At 43.7% G+C, this 21337-nt stretch carries 24 protein-coding genes; 6 read left to right on the top strand and 18 right to left on the bottom strand.

Annotation, left to right across the window (positions count from 1 at the left end; genetic code table 11):
* Nucleotides 1–28: 28 nt before the first annotated feature.
* From R0K30_RS06670 to R0K30_RS06620, 11 genes are read right to left on the bottom strand one after another with little or no spacing between them, the layout of a single operon-like run.
* Nucleotides 29–484, bottom strand: coding sequence for a dTDP-4-dehydrorhamnose 3,5-epimerase family protein (locus tag R0K30_RS06670; protein ID WP_230030584.1), 456 nt, complete (start codon nucleotides 482–484; stop codon nucleotides 29–31).
* Entirely contained in the window at nucleotides 477–1331 is an 855-nt protein-coding gene (gene rfbD, locus R0K30_RS06665; RefSeq protein ID WP_410609741.1) for a dTDP-4-dehydrorhamnose reductase, read from the bottom strand. Before rfbD ends, R0K30_RS06670 begins: the two co-directional genes overlap by 8 nt.
* Before the next feature lie 3 nt (nucleotides 1332–1334).
* A complete protein-coding gene (rfbB, locus tag R0K30_RS06660) occupies nucleotides 1335–2300 on the bottom strand; it encodes a dTDP-glucose 4,6-dehydratase (RefSeq protein WP_410609739.1) in 966 nt (321 codons plus the stop codon).
* On the bottom strand, nucleotides 2297–3037 hold the full coding sequence (locus R0K30_RS06655) for a sugar phosphate nucleotidyltransferase (RefSeq protein ID WP_367307889.1): 741 nt from the start codon (nucleotides 3035–3037) through the stop codon (nucleotides 2297–2299). Before R0K30_RS06655 ends, rfbB begins: the two co-directional genes overlap by 4 nt.
* A 2-nt stretch (nucleotides 3038–3039) precedes the next feature.
* Nucleotides 3040–4068 (bottom strand): PseG/SpsG family protein, encoded by a 1029-nt coding sequence (locus tag R0K30_RS06650; protein ID WP_410609737.1) that lies wholly within the window; start codon nucleotides 4066–4068, stop codon nucleotides 3040–3042.
* The gene (locus R0K30_RS06645; RefSeq protein ID WP_410609735.1) at nucleotides 4065–4805 is read right to left on the bottom strand and encodes a cytidylyltransferase domain-containing protein; all 741 of its coding nucleotides are present in this window, start codon (nucleotides 4803–4805) and stop codon (nucleotides 4065–4067) included. The genes R0K30_RS06650 and R0K30_RS06645 overlap by 4 nt, the downstream gene beginning before the upstream one ends.
* Nucleotides 4795–5919, bottom strand: coding sequence for an N-acetylneuraminate synthase family protein (locus tag R0K30_RS06640; protein ID WP_410609733.1), 1125 nt, complete (start codon nucleotides 5917–5919; stop codon nucleotides 4795–4797). The genes R0K30_RS06645 and R0K30_RS06640 overlap by 11 nt, the downstream gene beginning before the upstream one ends.
* Nucleotide 5920: 1 nt before the next feature.
* A complete protein-coding gene (locus tag R0K30_RS06635; RefSeq protein ID WP_410609731.1) occupies nucleotides 5921–6796 on the bottom strand; it encodes a GNAT family N-acetyltransferase in 876 nt (291 codons plus the stop codon).
* On the bottom strand, nucleotides 6793–7971 hold the full coding sequence (locus R0K30_RS06630) for a DegT/DnrJ/EryC1/StrS family aminotransferase (protein ID WP_230030577.1): 1179 nt from the start codon (nucleotides 7969–7971) through the stop codon (nucleotides 6793–6795). Before R0K30_RS06630 ends, R0K30_RS06635 begins: the two co-directional genes overlap by 4 nt.
* Nucleotides 7972–7991: 20 nt before the next feature.
* Nucleotides 7992–9404: a capsular polysaccharide export protein, LipB/KpsS family gene (locus R0K30_RS06625; RefSeq protein WP_410609728.1), complete on the bottom strand. Its 1413-nt coding sequence runs from the start codon at nucleotides 9402–9404 to the stop codon at nucleotides 7992–7994.
* A 5-nt stretch (nucleotides 9405–9409) separates the two neighbouring features.
* A complete protein-coding gene (locus R0K30_RS06620) occupies nucleotides 9410–10180 on the bottom strand; it encodes a glycosyltransferase family 2 protein (RefSeq protein WP_367307882.1) in 771 nt (256 codons plus the stop codon).
* A 178-nt stretch (nucleotides 10181–10358) separates the two neighbouring features.
* Between R0K30_RS06620 and R0K30_RS06615 the strand changes: the two genes are divergently transcribed.
* The 3 genes from R0K30_RS06615 to R0K30_RS06605 all read left to right on the top strand — a co-directional run bounded on the left by R0K30_RS06615 (nucleotide 10359) and on the right by R0K30_RS06605 (nucleotide 12668).
* Entirely contained in the window at nucleotides 10359–11033 is a 675-nt protein-coding gene (locus tag R0K30_RS06615; protein WP_410609726.1) for a YIP1 family protein, read from the top strand.
* A 348-nt stretch (nucleotides 11034–11381) separates the two neighbouring features.
* On the top strand, nucleotides 11382–11924 hold the full coding sequence (gene gerQ, locus R0K30_RS06610) for a spore coat protein GerQ (protein ID WP_410609724.1): 543 nt from the start codon (nucleotides 11382–11384) through the stop codon (nucleotides 11922–11924).
* Between the two features lie 126 nt (nucleotides 11925–12050).
* Entirely contained in the window at nucleotides 12051–12668 is a 618-nt protein-coding gene (locus tag R0K30_RS06605) for a cupin domain-containing protein (RefSeq protein WP_410609722.1), read from the top strand.
* A 41-nt stretch (nucleotides 12669–12709) separates the two neighbouring features.
* Here the strand turns inward: R0K30_RS06605 and R0K30_RS06600 are convergent, their stop codons facing one another.
* From R0K30_RS06600 to R0K30_RS06590, 3 genes are all read right to left on the bottom strand, one after another.
* A complete protein-coding gene (locus R0K30_RS06600) occupies nucleotides 12710–13081 on the bottom strand; it encodes a DUF423 domain-containing protein (protein ID WP_034621882.1) in 372 nt (123 codons plus the stop codon).
* Nucleotides 13082–13151: 70 nt separating this feature from the next.
* Nucleotides 13152–14459 (bottom strand): purine/pyrimidine permease, encoded by a 1308-nt coding sequence (locus tag R0K30_RS06595; protein ID WP_099728007.1) that lies wholly within the window; start codon nucleotides 14457–14459, stop codon nucleotides 13152–13154.
* A 33-nt stretch (nucleotides 14460–14492) separates the two neighbouring features.
* Nucleotides 14493–14825, bottom strand: coding sequence for a YwdI family protein (locus R0K30_RS06590; protein WP_410609719.1), 333 nt, complete (start codon nucleotides 14823–14825; stop codon nucleotides 14493–14495).
* A 169-nt stretch (nucleotides 14826–14994) separates the two neighbouring features.
* Between R0K30_RS06590 and R0K30_RS06585 the strand changes: the two genes are divergently transcribed.
* Complete coding sequence (locus R0K30_RS06585; RefSeq protein ID WP_410609717.1) at nucleotides 14995–16353, top strand: aldehyde dehydrogenase; 1359 nt, start codon at nucleotides 14995–14997, stop codon at nucleotides 16351–16353.
* A 28-nt stretch (nucleotides 16354–16381) separates the two neighbouring features.
* Here the strand turns inward: R0K30_RS06585 and R0K30_RS06580 are convergent, their stop codons facing one another.
* Both R0K30_RS06580 and R0K30_RS06575 read right to left on the bottom strand, forming a co-directional pair.
* Nucleotides 16382–17068 (bottom strand): uracil-DNA glycosylase, encoded by a 687-nt coding sequence (locus R0K30_RS06580; protein ID WP_410609715.1) that lies wholly within the window; start codon nucleotides 17066–17068, stop codon nucleotides 16382–16384.
* Entirely contained in the window at nucleotides 17065–17892 is an 828-nt protein-coding gene (locus R0K30_RS06575; RefSeq protein ID WP_410609713.1) for a glycosyltransferase family 2 protein, read from the bottom strand. The genes R0K30_RS06580 and R0K30_RS06575 overlap by 4 nt, the downstream gene beginning before the upstream one ends.
* Nucleotides 17893–18020: 128 nt before the next feature.
* Between R0K30_RS06575 and R0K30_RS06570 the strand changes: the two genes are divergently transcribed.
* Nucleotides 18021–18326 (top strand): general stress protein, encoded by a 306-nt coding sequence (locus tag R0K30_RS06570; RefSeq protein ID WP_327925429.1) that lies wholly within the window; start codon nucleotides 18021–18023, stop codon nucleotides 18324–18326.
* Nucleotides 18327–18451: 125 nt separating this feature from the next.
* Nucleotides 18452–19261, top strand: coding sequence for a bifunctional hydroxymethylpyrimidine kinase/phosphomethylpyrimidine kinase (locus tag R0K30_RS06565; RefSeq protein WP_099728013.1), 810 nt, complete (start codon nucleotides 18452–18454; stop codon nucleotides 19259–19261).
* A 161-nt stretch (nucleotides 19262–19422) separates the two neighbouring features.
* Here the strand turns inward: R0K30_RS06565 and R0K30_RS06560 are convergent, their stop codons facing one another.
* On the bottom strand, nucleotides 19423–19677 hold the full coding sequence (locus R0K30_RS06560; RefSeq protein WP_099728014.1) for a hypothetical protein: 255 nt from the start codon (nucleotides 19675–19677) through the stop codon (nucleotides 19423–19425).
* A 198-nt stretch (nucleotides 19678–19875) separates the two neighbouring features.
* Nucleotides 19876–21333, bottom strand: a complete 1458-nt coding sequence (locus R0K30_RS06555; RefSeq protein ID WP_410609710.1) for a sucrose-6-phosphate hydrolase — start codon at nucleotides 21331–21333, stop codon at nucleotides 19876–19878.
* Between the last annotated feature and the right edge of the window lie 4 nt (nucleotides 21334–21337).

Below are 21337 nucleotides of genomic sequence, written 5' to 3'. Positions count from 1 at the left end.
CCTTTCTCCTGCGAAAGGCCTCTGTTCTCTATTTAAACGTTGTTTTCCAATCAAATCCGATCGCCTCATCATTCCAAGCGATTCTCTTTTCATCTGGGTTTTTCGGGTCGTAGGATTCTGTTGTAAAATAAACAATTTGCAGCGGCTTCTCACCTAGTACACGGTAGCCATGCGCGACACCTTTCGGAATAAGAAGCAGCATCGGATTATCTTCTCCCATATAATACACATCGGTTTGGCCGTTTGTCGGAGAATCCTCTCTCAAATCGTATAAAACGACCTGTGCATGACCTGCTGGAAAAAACCAAACGTCATCTTGTTTTTCATGGTAATGAAAGGCTTTGATCACTCCAGGAAAGCTTTTCGACCACGACGCCTGCCCAAAGCGCTTTAGCATCGGTTCATCATCTCGAATGAGCTCTGCAAAAAAACCACGATCATCACAATGTTTCATGAGTTTTTTCGTTTGTACACCATCAATCATGCTGATGCCATCTCCCTTCTTTCTGCAAATATTCGTGAAGTGCATCCTTCCAATGTCTTGGCTGCCAGCCTGTGGCTTCAATCGCTTGAAGGTCTAAAACAGAATAGGCTGGACGAGGTGTTTGGAAGCCGTACTCTTCCGTAGAAATCGGCTCAATGGTGGTAGACAGGCCGCTTTTTGCCACAATTTCTGACGCAAAATCAAACCAGGAACAACTCTCTCGGTTACTGACATGATAAACGCCTGCCTTCTGATCAAATAAATGAATCAAGGCCTCTGCTACATCCTTTGTATAAGTAGGAGAGCCTATTTGATCATTCACAATGCGCAAATGATCCTTCGTTTCAGCGAGCCGAAGAATGGTATTCACAAAATTATGTCCCTCATGTCCATAGAGCCACGATGTACGGATGATTTTCACTTCATCTGACACAAGGTGAATCAATTCCTCGCCAAGCTTTTTACTCTTTCCATAAATGGTTTGAGGATCCGCTTGGGCATCGACCTGATAAGGGGTCTCCGCTTGCCCGTCAAACACATAATCTGTACTGACATGTAACACATCTGCCCCTACGTTCTTTGCTTCCAGCGCTGTATAATAGGCGCCAATGCCATTCACAAGATAGGCCTTTTCCGTTTCTATTTCACATTGATCAACAGATGTATATGCGGCCGCACTGACAACAATATCAGGCCGGAAGTGTCTCATCGCGTGTCTGACTGCCTGTTGATCTGCGATATTGAGCATGCTCCTTGTTAAGGCAATGACGCTGATGTTTTTTTCCTTGAGCTGTTTGCTCAATTCTTTCCCTATTTGACCGCCTGCACCGGTGATTAAAACTTTCATCCGTCACCCTTCTTCTCTCTGATCATATTTGGCACGATACCAATTGATCGTTTTTTCAATACCTTCTTCAAATGAAGTCTCCTGCGCCCAGCCGAGCTCTTCTTTTAGCTTACTGGCATCAATGGCATATCGTCTGTCATGCCCTTTTCGGTCTTGAATAAACGCAATTTGGTCATGACTGATGCCAAGTTGTGTGAGAATGGTTTTGGTTAAATCGAGATTCGTTTTCTCATTGCCGCCGCCAATATTGTACACCTGCCCGGCTGATCCGCTCTCCACCACCTGCTTCACAGCTCTCGCATGATCCTCTACATACAGCCAATCACGAATCTGCTGGCCGTCTCCATAAATCGGGATCTTTTCGCCATTGACCGCTTTTCTGATAATGGTCGGTATTAATTTTTCCTCATGCTGATAGGGTCCATAGTTATTGCTGCATCGTGTGATCATTGCGGGTAATTGGTGGGTGTGGATATAGGATTTCACAAGCAGGTCTGAACTCGCCTTACTTGCTGAATAAGGATTATTCGGTGAGAGTGGTGTTTGTTCTGTGAAAGCAGGATCATCCAATTCCAAATCTCCATATACTTCATCTGTTGAAATATGAATGAGTTTTTTCGCCTTTCCCTTTAAGACAGCTTCCAGCATACGATAGGTACCGAGGACGTTTGTTTGAATAAAAGGTTCTGCCGATTCAATACTGCGATCGACATGCGATTCTGCTGCAAAATGAATGATGCCATCATAGGCTTCATCAAATACTTGATCCAGCTCATGCTGCAGGGTGATATCTCCTTGAATAAAACGGAAATGAGGCAGCTTTGATAATTCATCCATTTCCTCTGGATGACTGGCATACGTTAATTTATCAAATACGGTGAGCCGGACATCTGATTCCTGAAGCAGCAGTTTCACAAAATTCAGTCCGATAAATCCCGCTCCGCCTGTAATTAAATAAGACTTCGTCATTCGTATCCCTCTTTTTTCTTCATCGTTTCAAACATTTTCGTAGATGCTTGGTGGAGAGATTCATGTGTTCCGGCATCAATCCACCACCCTTCTAACATATCATAGGTCAGCTGGCTATTTGAGATATAGAGATTATTCACATCTGTAATCTCTAATTCACCTCGATCTGACGGCGAGATTTTCTCAATATATTGAAAGACTTCTTGATCATAAAAATAGATACCCGTGACACAGTAGGATGAAAGCGGATGCTCTGGCTTTTCTTCTATTGATAAAATCCGGTGGTGTGCGGCATCAATTTCTGCAATGCCAAACCGCTTCGGATCTGTCACTTCTTTCAAAAGGACCTTAGCTCCGCTTTCTTGCTGCTGAAAGGCTTCAACAAAAGGGCTTAACGCATCCTCAAATACATTATCACCAAGCATGAGCACAAACTTCTCCCCTTTTACAAAGGGCTTTGCATAGGATAAACCGTCTGAAATGCCAGAAGCCTCTGGCTGTACTTGATAAACAATGTTCATCCCAAGTCCCTGATCGCCCTCAAGCAATTTTTGAAACAGCGGGATTTGTTCTTCTTGTGAAATCAGCATCACATCTAAAATACCTGCTTCTTTCAGTTTGAACAATGACCAATAAATCATCGGATATGGACCAACCGGCAATAAATGTTTGTTGAAAATCTTAGTTAATGGGGCCAGTCGCGATCCTTTACCTCCTGCTAAAATAACTCCCTTCACATCTACACATCCTTATGTTCTTTTTGATGATCGTTCATGAGGTGTATAAGAATGTTTTTCACTCGTTCGGTTCCTTTTCCATCAATAAGTGTCCGTCCATTGAGATGGATGCTCCTGCGGAGAAAGTAGCTGCCGGACAGCCTTTCAACAGCACGCAATAGATCTTTTTCATCCACATGATCACCTAATCCAAGGTGTAGGCAGGCTCCCTTTTGCGCGAAATTACTGGCTGTAACTGCTTGATGGTCTACTTGCGAAAGTACAATGCTGGGCACCCCGATACAAACCGCCTCATATAACGTCATGCCTCCTGCAACAATAGCCAAATCAGCTTCCCATAGACGGGCAGGTAATTGATCAGTATGGCGAATGAATTGAATATGCTCAGCCTCTACTTGCTCTTTGATGTGAGAGGCTTTTCCTGTCACCGCTAGAATGTGTAAATGATTTGCTTGTAGAAGTGCTGATACAGCCTTTGATAACAATCCGCGCGGATCACTGCCCCCAAGGCTGATGACCACCCTTTTGCAATCTTTTCGAACCACATATGTGTCTTTTAATTTGCCAATCTCATGATCTAACAATAAATAAGGTGTTCCATGAAAATATGCCGTCCCATTTACTTGCATGTGCTTCCCGTCCAGACCTCCATAAATACCGTTCACGACAGCATCCGCAAGCTGACAGGCTTCATCTCTTTTTTCCTCGAATAAGACCAGCCTTGCAGAGCCGCAGGAATCCTTGATCGTTCGAAGGAACTGCAGGTCACAATCAAGGACATCAATCAGTAGAAGATCTGGCTTCAGCTCTTTCATGTCCTGCTGCAACTGAAGGAGCGCATTCGACTCCTGCACCATGTGGACGTGCCACGCTGGATGCGATAGCATTTCTACACAAATCCGCTCATTTGTATAGATAAATAGGTCATTATCTTCCTGAAGCAGCTCCCTTGCTAACTGTTTCATTCTGACGACATGCCCCATCCCTCTTAAAAAACCACCAAAGACAACAATCAAAATTTTTTTGTTCATTCAGCATCCTTCTGTCTCACAAATTGATTCAACCGAACAATGTCTGGATCTTGTTCACAGATGGATATGAGTTCAGCCGTTGGCACAGCAATGGAACCACCAGCTTTCTCAAGTAACCGGGTAGCAAACACGTAATCTTCTTCTGTATCAATCGTGAATCGATAAGCAGGATATGCAAGTTCTTTGGGCGGTGTGAATAATTGAAGGTGAAATTGCTCCGGATGCTTTCTGATATACAGCGTGACATGCTCACGCTCTGGCTGCGAGAGGGGAAAATTGTCGATTTCACTTAAAATAGGTGCGTCAATCATTTCCCCGGAAATACCGAGTGGTGTTCCGTTCGTATACGTGTAATCAGCCTTCTCCTGTCTATGTTTTTCAAGCATTTTCGACAAAAGTGCCGAATCTATGAATGGATTATCTCCCGTTAAACGTACAACAGTTTGCGGTTCAAACTGTCGGACAATCTGCGCAAATCGCTGAAGCACATCCGTCTCACTGCCACGAAACACCTTATAGCCCTTTGATAAACAATAATGAGCCAGCAGATCATCTTCTGCCTCAACCGTTGTGGCGATCATGAGGTTTTGTGTTTTGTGATTGTAATGGTTTGATTGCTTTACCCGTTCAACAATCACATCGATCAGCGCCATCCCCCCGATCGGTTTCATTACCTTTTTTGGCAGCCTTGTCGAACCCATCCTAGCCTGAATGACAAAGAGCACATCATTGATCATTTTGGGACTCCTGCGTGAGCACATCTTTCCACGAAACGCCTGTATGGGCTGGGATGTCGCTCACAGCCTTTGCGCCAAGTAAAAGCTCCATGTATCGCGGATGCAGGCCCTGACTTTTTTGTCCTGGACGCAGCACGGCTAGATTTTCTGAAGTTAAGGTCTCGCCCTTTGCAATGCCTCTTGTCGTAAAAATCCCTCGATACGCAAATTCACGAATCTGACCTTCAATGGCTGTTGTCGTTTTATAAGAACTGCCAAGAAGCTCCTCTGGCACAGAATGAGCGTCTTCTTCTGTTTGATTTCGCTGCTTTTCTGCTGCTCGAATATGCTGAACCATTTCCTTTAATTCTTCAGGATCAAGGGCAAAGGAATGATCCGCCCCAGGTAACGTTTTATCCACTGTAAAATGCTTTTCAATCATGGCTGCCCCAAGCTTCACAGCGGCAACAGGCGCTTCAGTTGGGTGCTCACTATGATCCGAAAAGCCAATGACTGCCTCAGGAAAAGCTGAGGTTAAGGTTTGCAGCACACGAAGATTCGTGAATGCTCTAGGTGCAGGATACTTTGCCACACAATGCATGATGGCGATTTGCTTATTTTGCTGGCTTGTAATGGCATCATATGCTTCATGAACATCGGCAATGGTTGCCCCAGCTGTTGAAAAAATGATCGGCTTTTGAAAAGAAGCGGTGTGACGTAAAAGAGGTAAATGATTGATTTCATAGGATGCCAGTTTAAAAGCAGGCGGATCGGTTTGATTCAATAAATCCGCAGATTCCTCGTCACACACTGTGCTTAAAAAAATCAGTCCCTTTTCCTCACAACGTGTTAATAAAGCCGGCAGCCATTCTGGCGGCAGCTCCATTTGTTCTACTAACGAAAAAATGGACACTTCTTCTCCTTTGGCCGTTTCGTACAAACCCGGTTCCTTTTGATACATCCGATCAGCTTGAAACATCTGAAACTTCACCGCATCGGCACCTGCTTCTTTTGCCACATCAATTAAAGCAAGGGCCTGATCCAGCTTTCCATCATGGTTAATGCCTGCCTCTGCAATGATAAAGACAGGCGCACCATCCCCCACTTTGCGATCTCCAATATAGAAATGCGCCATCTTATCTCTCTCCTTTTCTCGGCCACACATGGTAATACAGAAAAGTATTCATTGTCCTAAATCCCATCTTCTCGTACAGCTGAATCGCAGGAATGTTATGCAACTGCGTTCCAGCTGAGATGAAGTTATATTGTCTATCATGAGATACTTTCATCATCTCTACAAACAGCCTTTTTCCGATCCCTTTTCCCTGAATATCTGACCTAATGGCAAAAAGCTCAATCCCTATTTTATTAGCTATGGCCTTTCCTTGAATCAAGCCAACCACTTCATCGTTCAGCTTTGCTACGAGATTGATATCTGCACGCCCATACAAATTATTTCTCATCCATTCCTGATAGAAATGCCGGACGACACGCTGGTCTAAATATGGATCAAGTGCATAACGGCTTTTCACAAAAGCCTGACCACCGAGTGAAACCGCCTCATCGTATTCCTTTTCATCCGGCAGACTAATCACCACATCTTGACCTGATAATGGCATCTCCATTTGAGCAGGCGGTGCCTCAAGCCTAGTGAGGCCGCCGACATAGTAGACATGTGATAGCTTTTGGACAATACGGTTTTTTTCAAGATCAGCCGCTTCAAGGCGTAAAAAGAAGAAATCGCATTTTTCGGTTCTCATCCAAATGATGAATCGCTCCATCAATTCTTGAAAAGCAAGTGCTGATTCAGCTTCCACAAACTTCACATGAAAAATATGCTGATTAAAAATACCGCTCTCCCATTTGGACCAATCGTATAACAACACCGCTTTAAGCTGGGCTCCGCTGACAAGGGCAAATTGTTTGAAACTGTTCATGTGTTCCGCCCGGTGATCATATTTCTCCAGCCAAGCGGCAAGCACCTGATCGTCTATTGCATGAACAACCTTCATGAAGATGCCTTCTTATCTTTTAAAATAGACAACACTGCGGTGATAACATCCTGCACATCTTCATCTGTCATACTTGGATAAAGCGGGAGTGAGAGAGTTCGTTTGTAATAAGTGAGTGATTCAGGGAAGTCCTCTGGTGAATAGTTGTAGGTTTGCTCGTAATATGGATGCAAATGAACAGGAATAAAGTGAACGCTCGTGCCAATTTTATACTCCTTTTGCAGCTGATCAATCATGTCATCACGTGTGATGACTGCTTTTTCCGGATCAACTTGCAGCACATACAAATGCCACGCATGTCTTCCCTTTTGGTGGACAGGCGGTAAGATCAGACCTGCTTCTTTTTGAAAAGCCTGGTTGTATGCCTTCGCAATCTGTTCTCTGCGCGTCTGCATGTTTTCCAGCCGGCTTAGCTGAACGAGCCCTAACGATGCTTGCACGTCAAACATGTTCATTTTATAGCCAGGTTCCTCGACCTCGTAATACCACGTTCCCTTTTCTCCATAACGATTCCACGCTCCCTTGCTCATCCCGTGGAGCGCTAGTCTTCTGATTCGAGCTGCAAGTGCATCATCATTTGTCGTTAGCATGCCGCCTTCTCCGGTCGCTATGTTTTTCGTTGCATAAAAACTAAAAGCGGTCGCATCACCAATTGATCCAATGAGCTGATCGTGAAACGTCGTATAGAGGGCATGGGCGGCATCCTCAAGCACAAACAAATCATACTTTTTGGCAATCGCTAAAATCCGGTCCATATCGCACGATTGACCAGCAAAATGAACAGGTACAATCGCTTTTGTATGTGGTGTGATGGCCGCTTCTACTTTCTCCGCATCCAGATTGAGTGTCGCCGGATCAATATCCACGAAAATAGGTGCTGCCCCCGTATGGATGATCGTATTGGCTGTTGCGCAGAACGTCAGGGGCGTTGTGATCACTTCATCACCAGCCCCAATGCCTCTCGCCTTTAACGCTAAAAATAGAGCAGCTGTACATGAATTGACAGCTATCGCGTGTTTTGCACCTGTCAGCTGCCGAAATTCTTCTTCAAACTGCCTGACTTTTGGTCCGGTTGACAGCCAGCCGGACTTTAATGTTCCAATGACTTCATCAATTTCTTCCTGTTCAATCAAAGGCAGTGCATAAGGAAGAAATTGTGTTCTCTTTTGTTCCATATCACTTGCCCCCCCTCTTCTTATCTCTTAAAATCCACACCTGTTTTTGTTTTGAGCAGAGCAAGCAGAACATCCGTCGATAGAGCATGTGGATAATGTTCTTTGGTGAAAAGAGCGCCTTGCTGTCTCGCCAGCTTCATCTCTTGTTCATCTGACAAAATACGGATCGCCCTCTCAGCAAGTTCAACTGGATTTTCCATATGATAGCTGCCAAACGACTCGTAATAAGGGTACCTTCTGCCTTCTGTCATTTTCCCAATCAGCACACTTTTCTTAAACAGCATGGCTTCAATTCCGACAGTTGATGTGAGCGTAATGACCATATCCATATATGGCAGCAGATCATACAAATCGATTTCTTTTTTAATCAATCTCACTTGGTTTGCTGCTCGCTCAATCTCCACATAATCATTTATGCGGTTTCGTGCTATCTCCCATGGATGCGGTTTGATGATAAGCTGGATATCTTTCTGTTTCGCAAGCGTTTTAAGGACATTTCCATAAAAGGCCTCTGAAAATGGCTGCGTCGCCACAAGTATTGTCTTTTTGGCTGGGCTGAAGTTCAATTTACGAAACAGCAAATCCTGTTGAAGCGGCTTTCGTTCATGCACCAAATCAAACCTTGGATGACCTGTCATCTCCACCTGTTCAGGCTGACAGCCTTTGGCTTCATACCAGTCCTTTTCATACTTCCCAAACACCCCATGAAGTGTTGTGAAAATCGGTAAAAAGGCTTCATCACCCATAAGTACACCATGCTGAAGACAAATACTAGTGATTTGACGCTTCACTGTTTGCAGAGCCAGCACGCGGCTGTAAACATCCTCCGTCGTACCGACAATGACGGCTGCAATTGGATGCTTGTGAAATAACGTCTCTGTCTGGTCAATCACATCAATAAATTGCACAATGTCCTTCAGAAGTTTTTCTTTAAAAAAAGCATTGCCAAAGACGGGATGCTGTGCGTAAGGTTTCAGTAGAGCGTTGGCTTTTTTAATATATTTAGCATGGGCTTTTTTATTAACCTCTCCTACTAAATCCGGCTTGCTGATCACTGGTAATCCAAAATAATCAGCCTTTCTCCAGCGGGCCAACACCATCGTTTTGTTCGGATGAAATCGTGTATAATTGTTTTCAGTAAAGCGTAGGTGGTCGAAGTGAAGCAATACCTTTCCATCTTCAGGACGATATGCGATACGCTTCATCTTTTGTTTGTGCTGATCAAAAAATGGCTGAATGTCTTGCGGCAAAGGACAAGTGGTGGTCAGTTTGTGGCCAAACGCTTCATCTTCCATTCGTTCTCTGACCTCCGGGCTGATGTATTGATAAAAATTGCTGATTAACCCAAGAGGAATTTGACGATAAGACAAGCCTTTCATTAAATTCACATACTCAAAGTATACCTGCCAATAATGATGAATATAGTGCGACACTCAGGTTACCTCCCATATCTCTTTTTTAATATACGGCGGAGCTCCCAGCAGGAAGACTGCGGGGGAAGTGCTTTTACAAAGTCACTTTTTTCTTTTTCTGCCAGCTGATAATGAATCGACTGTTCTGTGATGTAATTCGTATCGAGCACTTCGTTATAGGGGTAGAACGGATAAAAATGATTTAATCTAAAAAAGAATCGAGCATCCCCTAACTGATAAAAACGCGGACTCTCGTCCCAGTAAGATTTAAACTCAGCATGAATTTTTTTTAAAATGGACGCACGATGAACAACTGAGCAATGATCAATGGCACATGGTGCATTCCATTGCACAGTTTGGGCACGACGAATGATTTCCTTCACAGGCTCTTTTTTGCTATTTAAATAGATCACTTTAGAACCAGAATAGACAATATTTTCTTTCGGGCGGGCATCTAAATAATTCGTAAGCTTCTCTAAACGCTCCGGTGCATAGACATTGTCATCTGTCGCATAAGAAATATATTCACCCTTCGCCTGTTCTAATGCTTGATTAATGAGTACGGCATAGCGGGTTTTCGCCGTTCGTTCTTTCAGCGTTTTGACACCGCTTTGGATAAAATGGACGCGCGGATCTTTGCGAAAAGGCTCAATAGCAGCCAGGGTTTTTCCGTTTGATCCATCATCCATGATAAAAAGTTCAAGGTCTGACAAAGTCTGGTTTAATATCGCTTCAATCGATCTGCCAACGTAATCCGCCTTGTTGTAGCTCGTCATAATGACAGTTACTTTCGTCAAAATTTTTTCACCTCGGTCTCTTTTAAAATATGGTTTATCATATGTGTCTCCATCTCAAAAGACTGTAGAATGACCTATTTTTTATAAAATTGTACTTTTTTATTGATCTATCTTTGAAAAACGTGAAATTTTTGGTAATATAAGTAATTATTTGTGTGTATTAAAGGAGTAAAGAACATTGAAAGCTATGAAGAGTGATCTCTCCCAAGAAGAGGAAGCAAAAGGATTTTTTCGATTTTTTAAAATTTTCGTCGCGACAAAAACGATTATTCGCTCATATCAACACTCCTCTATTCCAATTTGGCTGATGATACTCCTTGCAAGTATCGCTGGGACGAGCTGGATCTACGAAGGGTATTTTAGTGAGTATATGGGCAATCATATTCCATTCCCTTTTATTCTGTTACATGGGGCGGGTTTTGGTATTTTAGCAGGCCATCTCATTCTATTTTTCGGTGCACTCATTTTACAGTGGTTAGGACGGCTCTTTTTTGGCAATAAAACGCCTTATCGAGATGTGCTCAAGGCCTGCACTCTGACGATCTTTTTTCCTTCTGCTTTATTTGCCCTTACTTGGGTTTTCACTGTGGGGATGCTTGGTCCGTATACATTTGTTAAGATCTCTCCCTATTTAGATCAGCATTATGAAGTATGGTATTATCTCGATCTTTGGACACTTACTGAAGCATATGCAAAGACATGGATATTGGGGATGGCTGTGTTAGGCATTGTCGCTGTGATGAAGCTAAAAGTATGGCAAGCCTTCATTGTCGTCATCACACCGCTGGCCGCATTTTTTCTCATTATGACACTTGTATTTGATGTCCAGCGGGCTGTTAACTGGATGATGTAAAGGGAACTGCTCCAAGCAGTTCCTCAGATTGTTGACAAAGGGCTAAAATGATCTTTATTTTAGCCCTTTGTCTTCTTTTCAGCGTGATTGAAAACCTTTGAAGTCTAGGAAGGACGAGCACCGGAGCGGAGCGAATTTGACATTCGTGAGCACCGGCGCACAGGACTGACACCGAATGCGAGGGTTTGTCTACACGCTGGGGAACTGCGCCAAGCAGTTCCTTTTTTTCGTTCAATGTACATATTCTCCCCTCCTGTCTCATAGTGTGAAAGAGAGAAAGAATGCTATGGAAACAACAGGCTTAAACGCCTTCTGTTTAGAACACCATGAGGAAAGAGGAGGAACGTTATGAAATTGAAAAATCAATTTGGGCAAGGTTCGGGTTTCGAAGGTCAAGATTTTCGCCAGCAACAATATGGAGCAAATCCGTATCCTGCGCAGCAGATGGGTTATTCAGTCCCTCCCCAAACGCAGGGTCAAATGCAGGGTCAAATGCAGCAAGGTTATTCGCCAATGCCATCTACTGGTGCTTCACAAGGAGGCCAAGGCGCGCAGAGCAGCGGACAGCCATATCAAATTCCTTCTGGGCCAATATATCAGCAGAATGTCACGGGTCAGCTGCCAATTGAGCAGTCCTATATTGAAAATATTTTACGATTGAACCGCGGCAAGGTCGCCACGATTTATATGACGTTTGAAGCGAGTAAGGAATGGAATTCGAAGATTTTTAGAGGGGTCATTGAAGCTGCAGGACGTGACCACATTATCATTAGTGATAACAAGACAGGGACACGATACTTACTGTTAACGATCTACCTTGATTACATTACGTTTGATGGGGAAATTCAATATGACTATCCATACTCTATGTCAACGTATTCTCCAAGATAACTTCAAGCAAAAAGCAAGGTGCAGACGCCCTTGCTTTTTTTCTTTTGACTAGGTTTTTGACACACTTTTTGGGCGCCGCTCATAAGATGCCTAGTAGTTTTTATCAAAAGCCTAGAGGTGACATCAATGACTGTTGAGCTGGATTATACTTCACCAAATGTCAAATATTCATACGATCTGAATCAAAGCCCCCTCGTCAAATATGATCAACATAACCTGATAAATGTTTTAGGAAAAAAACAATTAAACTCGTTGGATCAAGTATCCCTGCTTGATATATATTTGAGTAAAAGTAAAGTAGTAGAGCCTCATTATCACCAAAATGCCGCAGAGCTTGTTTACTGTATAACCGGTTCTGCTGCTGTATCCATGCTGAATCCATTTACAAAAAAGCTGCACACCTATACCATCACCCCTGGGCAGGTGGCGAACGTGCCTCAAGGCTGGTGGCACTATGAAGTCGCCTTGCAGGACAGAACTCATTTGTTAGCCATTTTTAATGCATCTACGCCAGAAGTGATCCTAGGCTCAGACCTTCTCACCCTTACCCCCTCTCACATCATGGCACATACGTATTGCATGAACGAAACGCAGTGGAAGAAGGCGACACAGCCTGTGAAACCAAGTGTGTTTATCGGACCGTTCTGTCACCAAGAGGAAGAGGCCCAAACGCACCCTGTCCCTCCTTCTCACTACGTCCCTTATTATCAAGCACCGCCCAACTACACCCCTTACTGGAGTTAAGAAAAAACCGATGCCCCCCATCAGAGCATCGGTTTTTTGACTTATAAATTTTTTGCTGCTGCAATGACAAGCATGATCCAAGAAGCGATAAACGCCACTCCGCCAATTGGGGTAATGGCACCGAGAATCTTCACCTGAGTCAATGCCAGCACATAAAGGCTTCCTGAGAAGAAAAGGATACCTGCAAGCATTACCCAGCCAGCGGCCGGTACTAAAGAGACACCTGACAGCTTATCTGCAAGAAAGGCCACTATAAATAGTCCAATCGCATGGAACATCTGATATTGAACACCTTTATTCCATATCTCAATATACTTTTCAGGGATTTTCCCTTCCAGTCCATGTGCACCGAAGGCTCCAAGCCCAACGGCAAGCATGGCGTTAATGGCACCTAATATGAAAAATAGTTTCATTCATCATTCTCCTTATCTCGTTCTTTATGTTTATCATAGCGCGGGTTACATCCGACATTCAACTTTCCTTTTACGCTGACACGAGATTGTCGGATTTCTTCTTCTTTCTTAACAAGACTTGGTCAACAACGATCGCAATGAGTGTGCCGAGAACAAGACCATTGCTTAATAATGAAATGAGCACAGGGTGCATGCCTTTCAAGGCTCCCTGCGGCACAAACATTGCCCCCACGCCTGCTAAAACGGCAATCCCAAGAACAAAGCGAATCCGTGGAACCTCTTCCTTTTCATATTGATCAAATTCAGACATGGCGATCCCAATCATAGAGGAGAACACCACAAAGTTCACAGCAAGCCCCACAGGTGACGGCAATGCGGAGAAAAAGCTCATGAGCAGCGGGAACAAACTAATGAGTACAATGAGCAGACTTCCTATGAAAAATGGCTTTCTCGATGGAATTTTCGTTGTCTGGATAAATCCTGCTGCTCCGGAAATAGGTACAGGCGCAATGGCACCGATCAATCCGCTCAGTAAGTGACCAAATGCTGCGACAAAACCAGCAGGCCGAGCTCTCTTCCGCTCACGCAGTTCACCAAATGCCTTCACTGAACTTTCCACAATTCGAATACTTGCCAGCATGTTCACAATGAGTAAGATCGTAATGAAAAAGGACGTGACAAGTAGTCCACTGTCAAAGACCGGCATGCCGAATGGGAACAGCTTCGGAAACTCGATGATATGCTCAGGAATACGAACTGGCTTCGCCAATCCGAGTAAAGCGAATAACAGCCACCCGCCTGCAAGTGCGAATAACACAGAAAACTGTCTTAAGTAATGCCATTTTGAGCGGCTGATCATGAAGGTGAGGACAATAATCAAGATCGATAAACAAAAGACAAGCCCGTCCACCTGATTTCCCCGATAGCCGATGCCCATTAGCCCTTTCATGATTGGCTGACTTAACTGCACAACAAGTAAAAGCAGGTAAATGCCAGTGACGACTGGCGTAAATAAAGATGCGAGCCAATTAATGATTTTAAATAAACTAAAAATAAAAAAGAAAGCAGCACTAAAAATTAAAGCCCCTTGTAATGCTTGCAGAGTTTCAGGATACGTCGCAAAGATCGTCCCTGTCATACCTGCATAAAGGGTATACACACCCCACCACAGCCCTGCTGGACTTTCATTGATCGGCAGCATATGACCGCATAAACACTGCACCATCGCCACAAGTCCAAGTGAAAAGAATGTACTTTGAATCAGCTCTGCCGATTGCACTTGATTCAATTCAAACGCTTGTGCAATTGCAATCGGTACTGCAATAGAAGCTGCGATAAAAAATGCCATCCACTGAATGGCGCCCAAAAATAATTTCAACCCAATCACCTTCCCTTTGTCGTGACAAGACCACTAAAAATCAAAAATAGAGTCGCCGTTCCCGTCCTTCTCTTTTTGCTCCTCTTCTTTATGCTGCAACTTTTTTGCACCACTCGTGCCCATCAGCTTCTCAAGCATGGCTTGATCCGGAGACCCAGACGGTGCAGATGGTGCAGATATGGATGGAGGTGGTGAAATGACCGAAGACTGTGGCATTTGCACCTGTGACGGCGCGTCAAGAATGACATCACATAGTGAAGAAATCGCCGCCACTTGACGTTTCACCTCTTCATCATTTCCACTTTGTTTCGCTTTTTGAATCGCTTCCTCCATTTTTTGAAGCAGGCTTGATATATGGATATTCAAGGGTTGACCCTCCAATCATAAAAATTCGTTTTCAACATTATTTTACCAAATGAACAAACCAAATGGGTTCATTTTTTCAAAGCAGTGCGCTTATGTACCTCTTATTTGACCAGTACCGGTGATTCACACATAATAAAAGGAACAAAATCGTCTATGAAAGGATTGAATAATGGACAAGCTCACTGCTCTTTTTAACAAACAAAAAGTCTTTCACAAGCCGGCGGTCCAAGAACGTATCCGCATCCTTAAAGACTTGAAAACAGAAATCAAACAGTTTGAAAAGGATATTTTACAAGCCTTAGCACATGATTTACATAAATCGGAACAGGAAGCTTATACAACAGAGATTGGGATGGTGTATGAAGAAATCAATCATACCATCAAGCACCTTCATAAATGGGCGAAGCCATCCCGCGCGAAAACACCACTGACTCATATTGGATCGAAAAGCATGATCATCAAGGAACCGTACGGAAGTGTTCTCATTATTGCCCCTTGGAACTATCCTTTCCAACTGGCTCTTTCTCCATTAATCGGAGCCATTTCAGCTGGAAATGCCGTCATCTTAAAGCCGTCAGAACTGACGCCGCAAGTCTCACAAGTGATCGGCTCAATTGTGGAACGTGTGTTTCAAGAAGACCATGCGGCAGTCGTAGAAGGCGGTGTAGATGTCAGTACAGAGCTGCTGAAGCTGCCCTTTGATTATATCTTCTTTACTGGAAGTGTGGCTGTCGGCAAAGTCGTCATGGAAGCGGCCGCAAAGCATCTGACACCTGTCACACTTGAGCTTGGCGGAAAAAGCCCTTGCATTGTCATGCATGATGCAGACATCAAGCTTGCTGCGAAGCGAATCACTTTTGGAAAATTCACCAATGCTGGTCAAACATGCATTGCACCAGACTATTTGCTTGTTCATGAATCCATCAAAGAGGACCTTTTGCGGGAAATGACGGCTTGTATCCGTGACTTTTATGGCGAACAACCCGAAACGCATCCGCACTTTGGGAAAAATGTCAGCCAGCGTCATTTTGACAGACTCTCACAATTTCTTTTAAATGGTACGATCGTGACGGGCGGACAGTGCAATGAACAGGAGCTCAAAATCGCACCGACCATTTTAGATCACATCTCATGGGAAGATCCCGTGATGCAGGAGGAAATTTTCGGACCGATTCTGCCTGTCATGACCTTTCATTCTCTGCATGAAGCAGCGGACATGATCAAAGCAAGGCCGAAGCCGCTCGCCCTTTACTTATTTACAACTAGTAAAGAAACAGAAGCATATGTCCTAGACAACCTCTCATTTGGCGGAGGCTGTATCAACGACACACTGATGCATGTGGCCACTCCTTACTTGCCATTTGGAGGCGTTGGAGAAAGCGGCATAGGACGATATCATGGGAAGGAAAGCTTTTTCACCTTTACGCATGAAAAAAGCGTCCTGCGTCAGACCAATCGCTTCGATTTTTCCTTCCGTTATCCAAATGCGAAAAACGGACTCGACATTGTCCGTAAATTTTTAAAATAAACAGGACGAAGGGGGTTTCCCCCTCGTCCTATTTTGATTCAATATCCTTGATACACCAGTTGATTTCTTCAAGCCCCATTTGCTTTAAATATGCGTTTGCCTGAGAAAACGGACGGCTGCCAAAAAAGCCGTTTCTTGCAGAAAAAGGACTTGGGTGAGGTGATTCAATGATGTAATGCTTGATTTGATCAATGCGTTCTTTCTTATTTTGGGCATGTCTTCCCCATAACACAAAGACGACGGGCTGATCCCGTTCATTCAGCACATCAATCACCCGGTCTGTCACGCGTTCCCAGCCCTTGCCTTTATGCGAATTCGCCTCACCCTTTCTCACAGTTAGCACGGTGTTTAAGAGCAGCACACCCTGTTCTGCCCAGCTGACAAGAGAGCCATGGTTTGGGACAGGACAACCAAGATCATCCTTTAGCTCCTGAAAAATATTTCTCAAAGACGGCGGCTGTCTGACACCAGGCTGAACAGAAAAGCTTAATCCGTGTGCCTGTCCTGGGCCATGATAAGGGTCTTGTCCCAAAATCACCACTTTGACCTCTTCATACGACGTCAAATGAAGGGCACGATAAACGTCATCGGGTTTCGGAAAAACGGTCTGCATGCGATATTCTTCCTTCATCCACTCACGTAATTCCTGATAATACGGCTGTTCAAATTCACTCTTCATGACAACCCACCAGCTATCATTTAAAAATGGCTTCATTGCGGTTCTCCTCCTTCTGCCTGCTGTGTCAATCTTGAGATCATCGGTTTTCCATCCCACACAATCTCACTCTCTGATTCTCGTTTTTTCATCGCTGGTTCTTCTAGTAGGACAGCAAAGTTAGCTGTCGGCAGATCGCCAAGTTCATGCTTTTCACTTAGATCATTTAAGTAGTTCTTCCTTGTTTCACCAAGATCACTAGACTGATTTCCACCGCCATCAAAAAACGCATAGATCACGCTGGCAGCTGGTACTCGCTTTACACGCGCATGCTGTGATACACGCAAGAAAAAGTCCCAATCCCAGTAATGATGCATAGCTGGGTCAAAGTAGCCAACCTCTTCGTGTATGTGGCGTTTATACATACTGCCCGAAGGAACATATGTAGAAAAGACACGCATATCTTCAATGTCCGCTGTATAAGCAAACAAACGTCTCGATAATGGAAAACGGATAGCGCCTTTTTCTTCAAATGAAACAATTTCTGCGTCAGAAAAGACAAAGTCGGCGTCGTCCAGCGCCTTGCTCATACGTTCGATATGACAAGGTGTGAAGTAATCATCGTCGTCACTTAGCATGATGACATCGCCTGTCAGCTCCCGCACCCCCACATTTCTTGCATTGACATGCTGGACATTCTCATCTAAATGAATCAAGCGGATCGGAAGTTCAGGATAGAGTTCCTGAATGATGTCCACTCGCTCCCCTGCATCATTCACTACTACAATTTCAAAAGGCTGTACGGTTTGTCTCGAAATGGATTCAAGCAGCTCACACAGCGCGCTTAGTCTGTTATGCGTCACAATTAATAAGGATATCTTCATATTCAACTTACTCCTTTAATAGATTCGTCTTTTTCCATTAAAACATAGATTGGCTTTCTTCTCATGATATAAAAGGCGGTTTGATTTTGCGGGAAAATGGGAATTTTTGATGGAAAGGAGTGATCACTATGGAATATATCACGGTAGAGAATAGCAAAGAAGCGAAACAGACCATTGAAAACTTACATTCATTAAAGGATGCCGTCTTCGTTTTTGCGTACGATCCAGAACGCTCTGATAACGTAACTGAGTATACAGATGCCAAAAGCATGACAGCAGTCGATCAAGGAATTTTAGATCAAGTTGCCAATGTCATTCGCACCCGGGATGATGAGCTCATGGCCAAAATGATGTCGGTCGGTGCTGATCAGGAGTTAGCCTTAACGCTTTTAGAGGAGCTGAAAAAAGGAAAATTGGTGATTTGTAAAAGATAAGGATTTGAAGCGTTTCTCTTTGAGGAACGCTTTTTTATGTCGTTTCATTGTGATAAATGGAAAAGCTGATTATAATAAGGGGTAGAACAAGAACTGTTACACATCACATTGGAGGTTCAGCAACTATGTCTATGAATAAAGCACTCACCATCGCAGGTTCGGATTCAAGCGGCGGTGCAGGTATCCAAGCAGATTTAAAAACGTTTCAAGAGAAAAACGTCTACGGGATGACAGCTTTAACAGTTGTCGTTGCAATGGACCCTCATAACTCATGGGATCATCAGGTGTTTCCAATCGATACGGCGACCATTCGTGCGCAGCTCTCTACAATTGTGGAAGGCATTGGAATAGATGCTCTAAAAACAGGCATGCTCCCAACGGTCGACGTGATTGAACTCGCGGCTGAAACCATCAAAACATATGATTTGAAAAATGTCGTCATTGATCCTGTCATGGTTTGTAAGGGGGCAAACGAAGTCCTTTACCCAGAGCATGCTGAAGCTTTACGTGAAAAGCTCACGCCACTGGCAACCGTCATCACACCTAACCTTTTCGAAGCAGGTCAATTAAGCGGCATCGGTGAGATCAAAACGATCGAACAAATGGAAGAAGCAGCAAAACGCATCCACAAACTTGGTGCAAAGTATGTCGTCATTACTGGAGGCGGTAAGCTTAGCCAAGATAAAGCGATTGATTTGCTTTATGATGGACAAACCTTTGAACGCCTTGAATCTGATAAGATCGACACACAATATACACACGGCGCAGGCTGCACTTTCTCAGCGGCAGTCACAGCTGAACTAGCGAATGGATCAGACGTGAAGGAAGCCATTTATGCAGCAAAAGAATTCATCACTTCTGCCATTAAAGGCTCATTCCAGCTAAACGACTACATCGGACCAACCAAGCATTCCGCTCATCGTTTTGACAAATAAAACAGTAAAAACCGATTCACCTTTTTAATGGGTGAATCGGTTTTTTGTTTATCGATATTTAAAAACAGACCTTTATCTTCAATTGTCAGCACCTTCCATTTTCGTTCCGTAAAAAAAGCGCACTCGCTCCTGAGTACACTCTTTTGCCCCTACATGAATGCCTACTTTTGCTGATCCGATTCTTTCGCGATTTTTCGAATAAAGGCTTCAATGGATTCTACAAATAAGGCATATTCTTTCATTTGTTTATACGTATCTGACAGCTTCTCTTTTAACTCTTCCTGCTCTAGAGAAGGTTCACCGAGAATAGATTGGACTTGAATGAGCAATTCTTTATATTCTTCACGTTTATCTTCAACATGATCTGCCATTGTCTCCAAGCGCTTTCTAGTCGTCGGCTGCTGTTTTGAATTCAAGTAAACAACCCCTTTTTGTCCTACCGCATTTGGATAAACGTCAGCCTCAGCTGTATATATTTTAAAATGATACCATAATTCAACCTGTTATCATATATGTAAAACGTCATCAAACCGCTCACCACCGCCTGAGGCAACTCTTGTTTCTATGCGCTATAGGCTTTAAGATACAGGCTGATCTCACTAGAAAAAAGCAGATCAATGACCTGCTTCTTTTTGTAAATGCCATGTCTTTAGTTTAAGCTTCGTTTCATTTCTGCCACTCATCGAGATTGATTTATTTCCCGGGGAAGGAAAGTAACGTGAGGTAAATACTTCCCTGCCTCCGTTTACAAAAATCTCAATCGACGATGCATCGATAAAGATATGCAGGTCCTGTAATTCCTCTATTTCTACTTCACGAATTTCCTTTGCTCGATCTTCAAATCGATCTCGTTCTAATGTCAGTTTCCCCTCATCTTTATCATAAAAGATACGGGCAGCCGCACGAATACAGCATTCAAACCCTTTTTGTGTTTCAATTTGATCAATAAATACCTCTGCGCTCGTAATATCATCTACAGGAATAGAATGAACAGAGCGCTTAATATGAAATACATGCTCTTGCTCATTTGTCCGCATGGTCTGAAGCTCAGTTACTGGCTTTTGAATAAGATGTCCCTCATCATCTAAACGGAGCTCTCTCGGAATCGTTAAGCAGTGTATCCATTGATAGGAAATCGTCGGGTGATGCTCTTCTCCTTGATCAGGCACACCCATCCATCCAATTAAAAGACGTCTGCCTGATTCGTCTTGAAAGGTCTGCTGCGCATAGAAGTCAAAGCCTCGATCCAGCTCCTCAAATTCTCCGTGTGTATATTGGTAAGAGCTATCATCTAATGTACCAACAAAATAGCCTGATTGATGTGTATTTTGATATTTTAAGCCATCAGGCTCCAACCCTTGCGGTGACACAATCAATACATCACGGCCGTCTAATTCGAACAGATCTGGACATTCCCACATATATCCGAAATCTTCTAATCCATTCTTTCCACTGCCTGCAATAATGCCCTGAAACGTCCAATTGTCTAATGTATCAGAGGTGAACAAGACAAGATGTCCTTTGAGATCTTGGCTTTGTGCACCTAGAACCATGTACCACTGACCATTTCGCTTCCATACCTTCGGATCACGAAAATGTGCGGTGAATCCTTCTGGCAATGTCGCCACGACACCCTTTTTCTGAAAATGAATGCCATCGTCTGAAACAGCTAAACATTGATATGTCTCACGGTTACCTTGTTCATCACGAACATTTCCGGTATACATCACATACATGTTTCCATCGTCAATGACGGCACTGCCAGAATAACAGCCATTTTGATCAAACCAATCACTTGGGGCAAGAGCGGCTTCTTCATGCTGCCAATTCACTAGATCTGTAGATGTGTAGTGACCCCAGAATTTTGCACCATGTCCCGTTTTGAATGGCTGCCATTGATAAAAGACATGGTAAATCCCCTTCCACTGAATCAATCCATTTGGGTCATTTAAAAGACCCACTGGCGGCATCAAATGAAAATGCTGGCGGTACACATCTTTTTTCACCAAATGCTCATAGTTTCGAATACGGTCTGCTACCTTTTGACGAAATGCTGCGTCAATTGTTGTCATGACT

Origin of the sequence: Bacillus sp. SIMBA_154, assembly GCF_046536015.1 — a bacterium.
Taxonomy (GTDB): domain Bacteria; phylum Bacillota; class Bacilli; order Bacillales; family Bacillaceae; genus Bacillus; species Bacillus pumilus_P.
The sequence above is the reverse complement of the archived record's forward strand: the minus strand, read 5'-3'. Positions and strand labels throughout refer to the sequence as shown.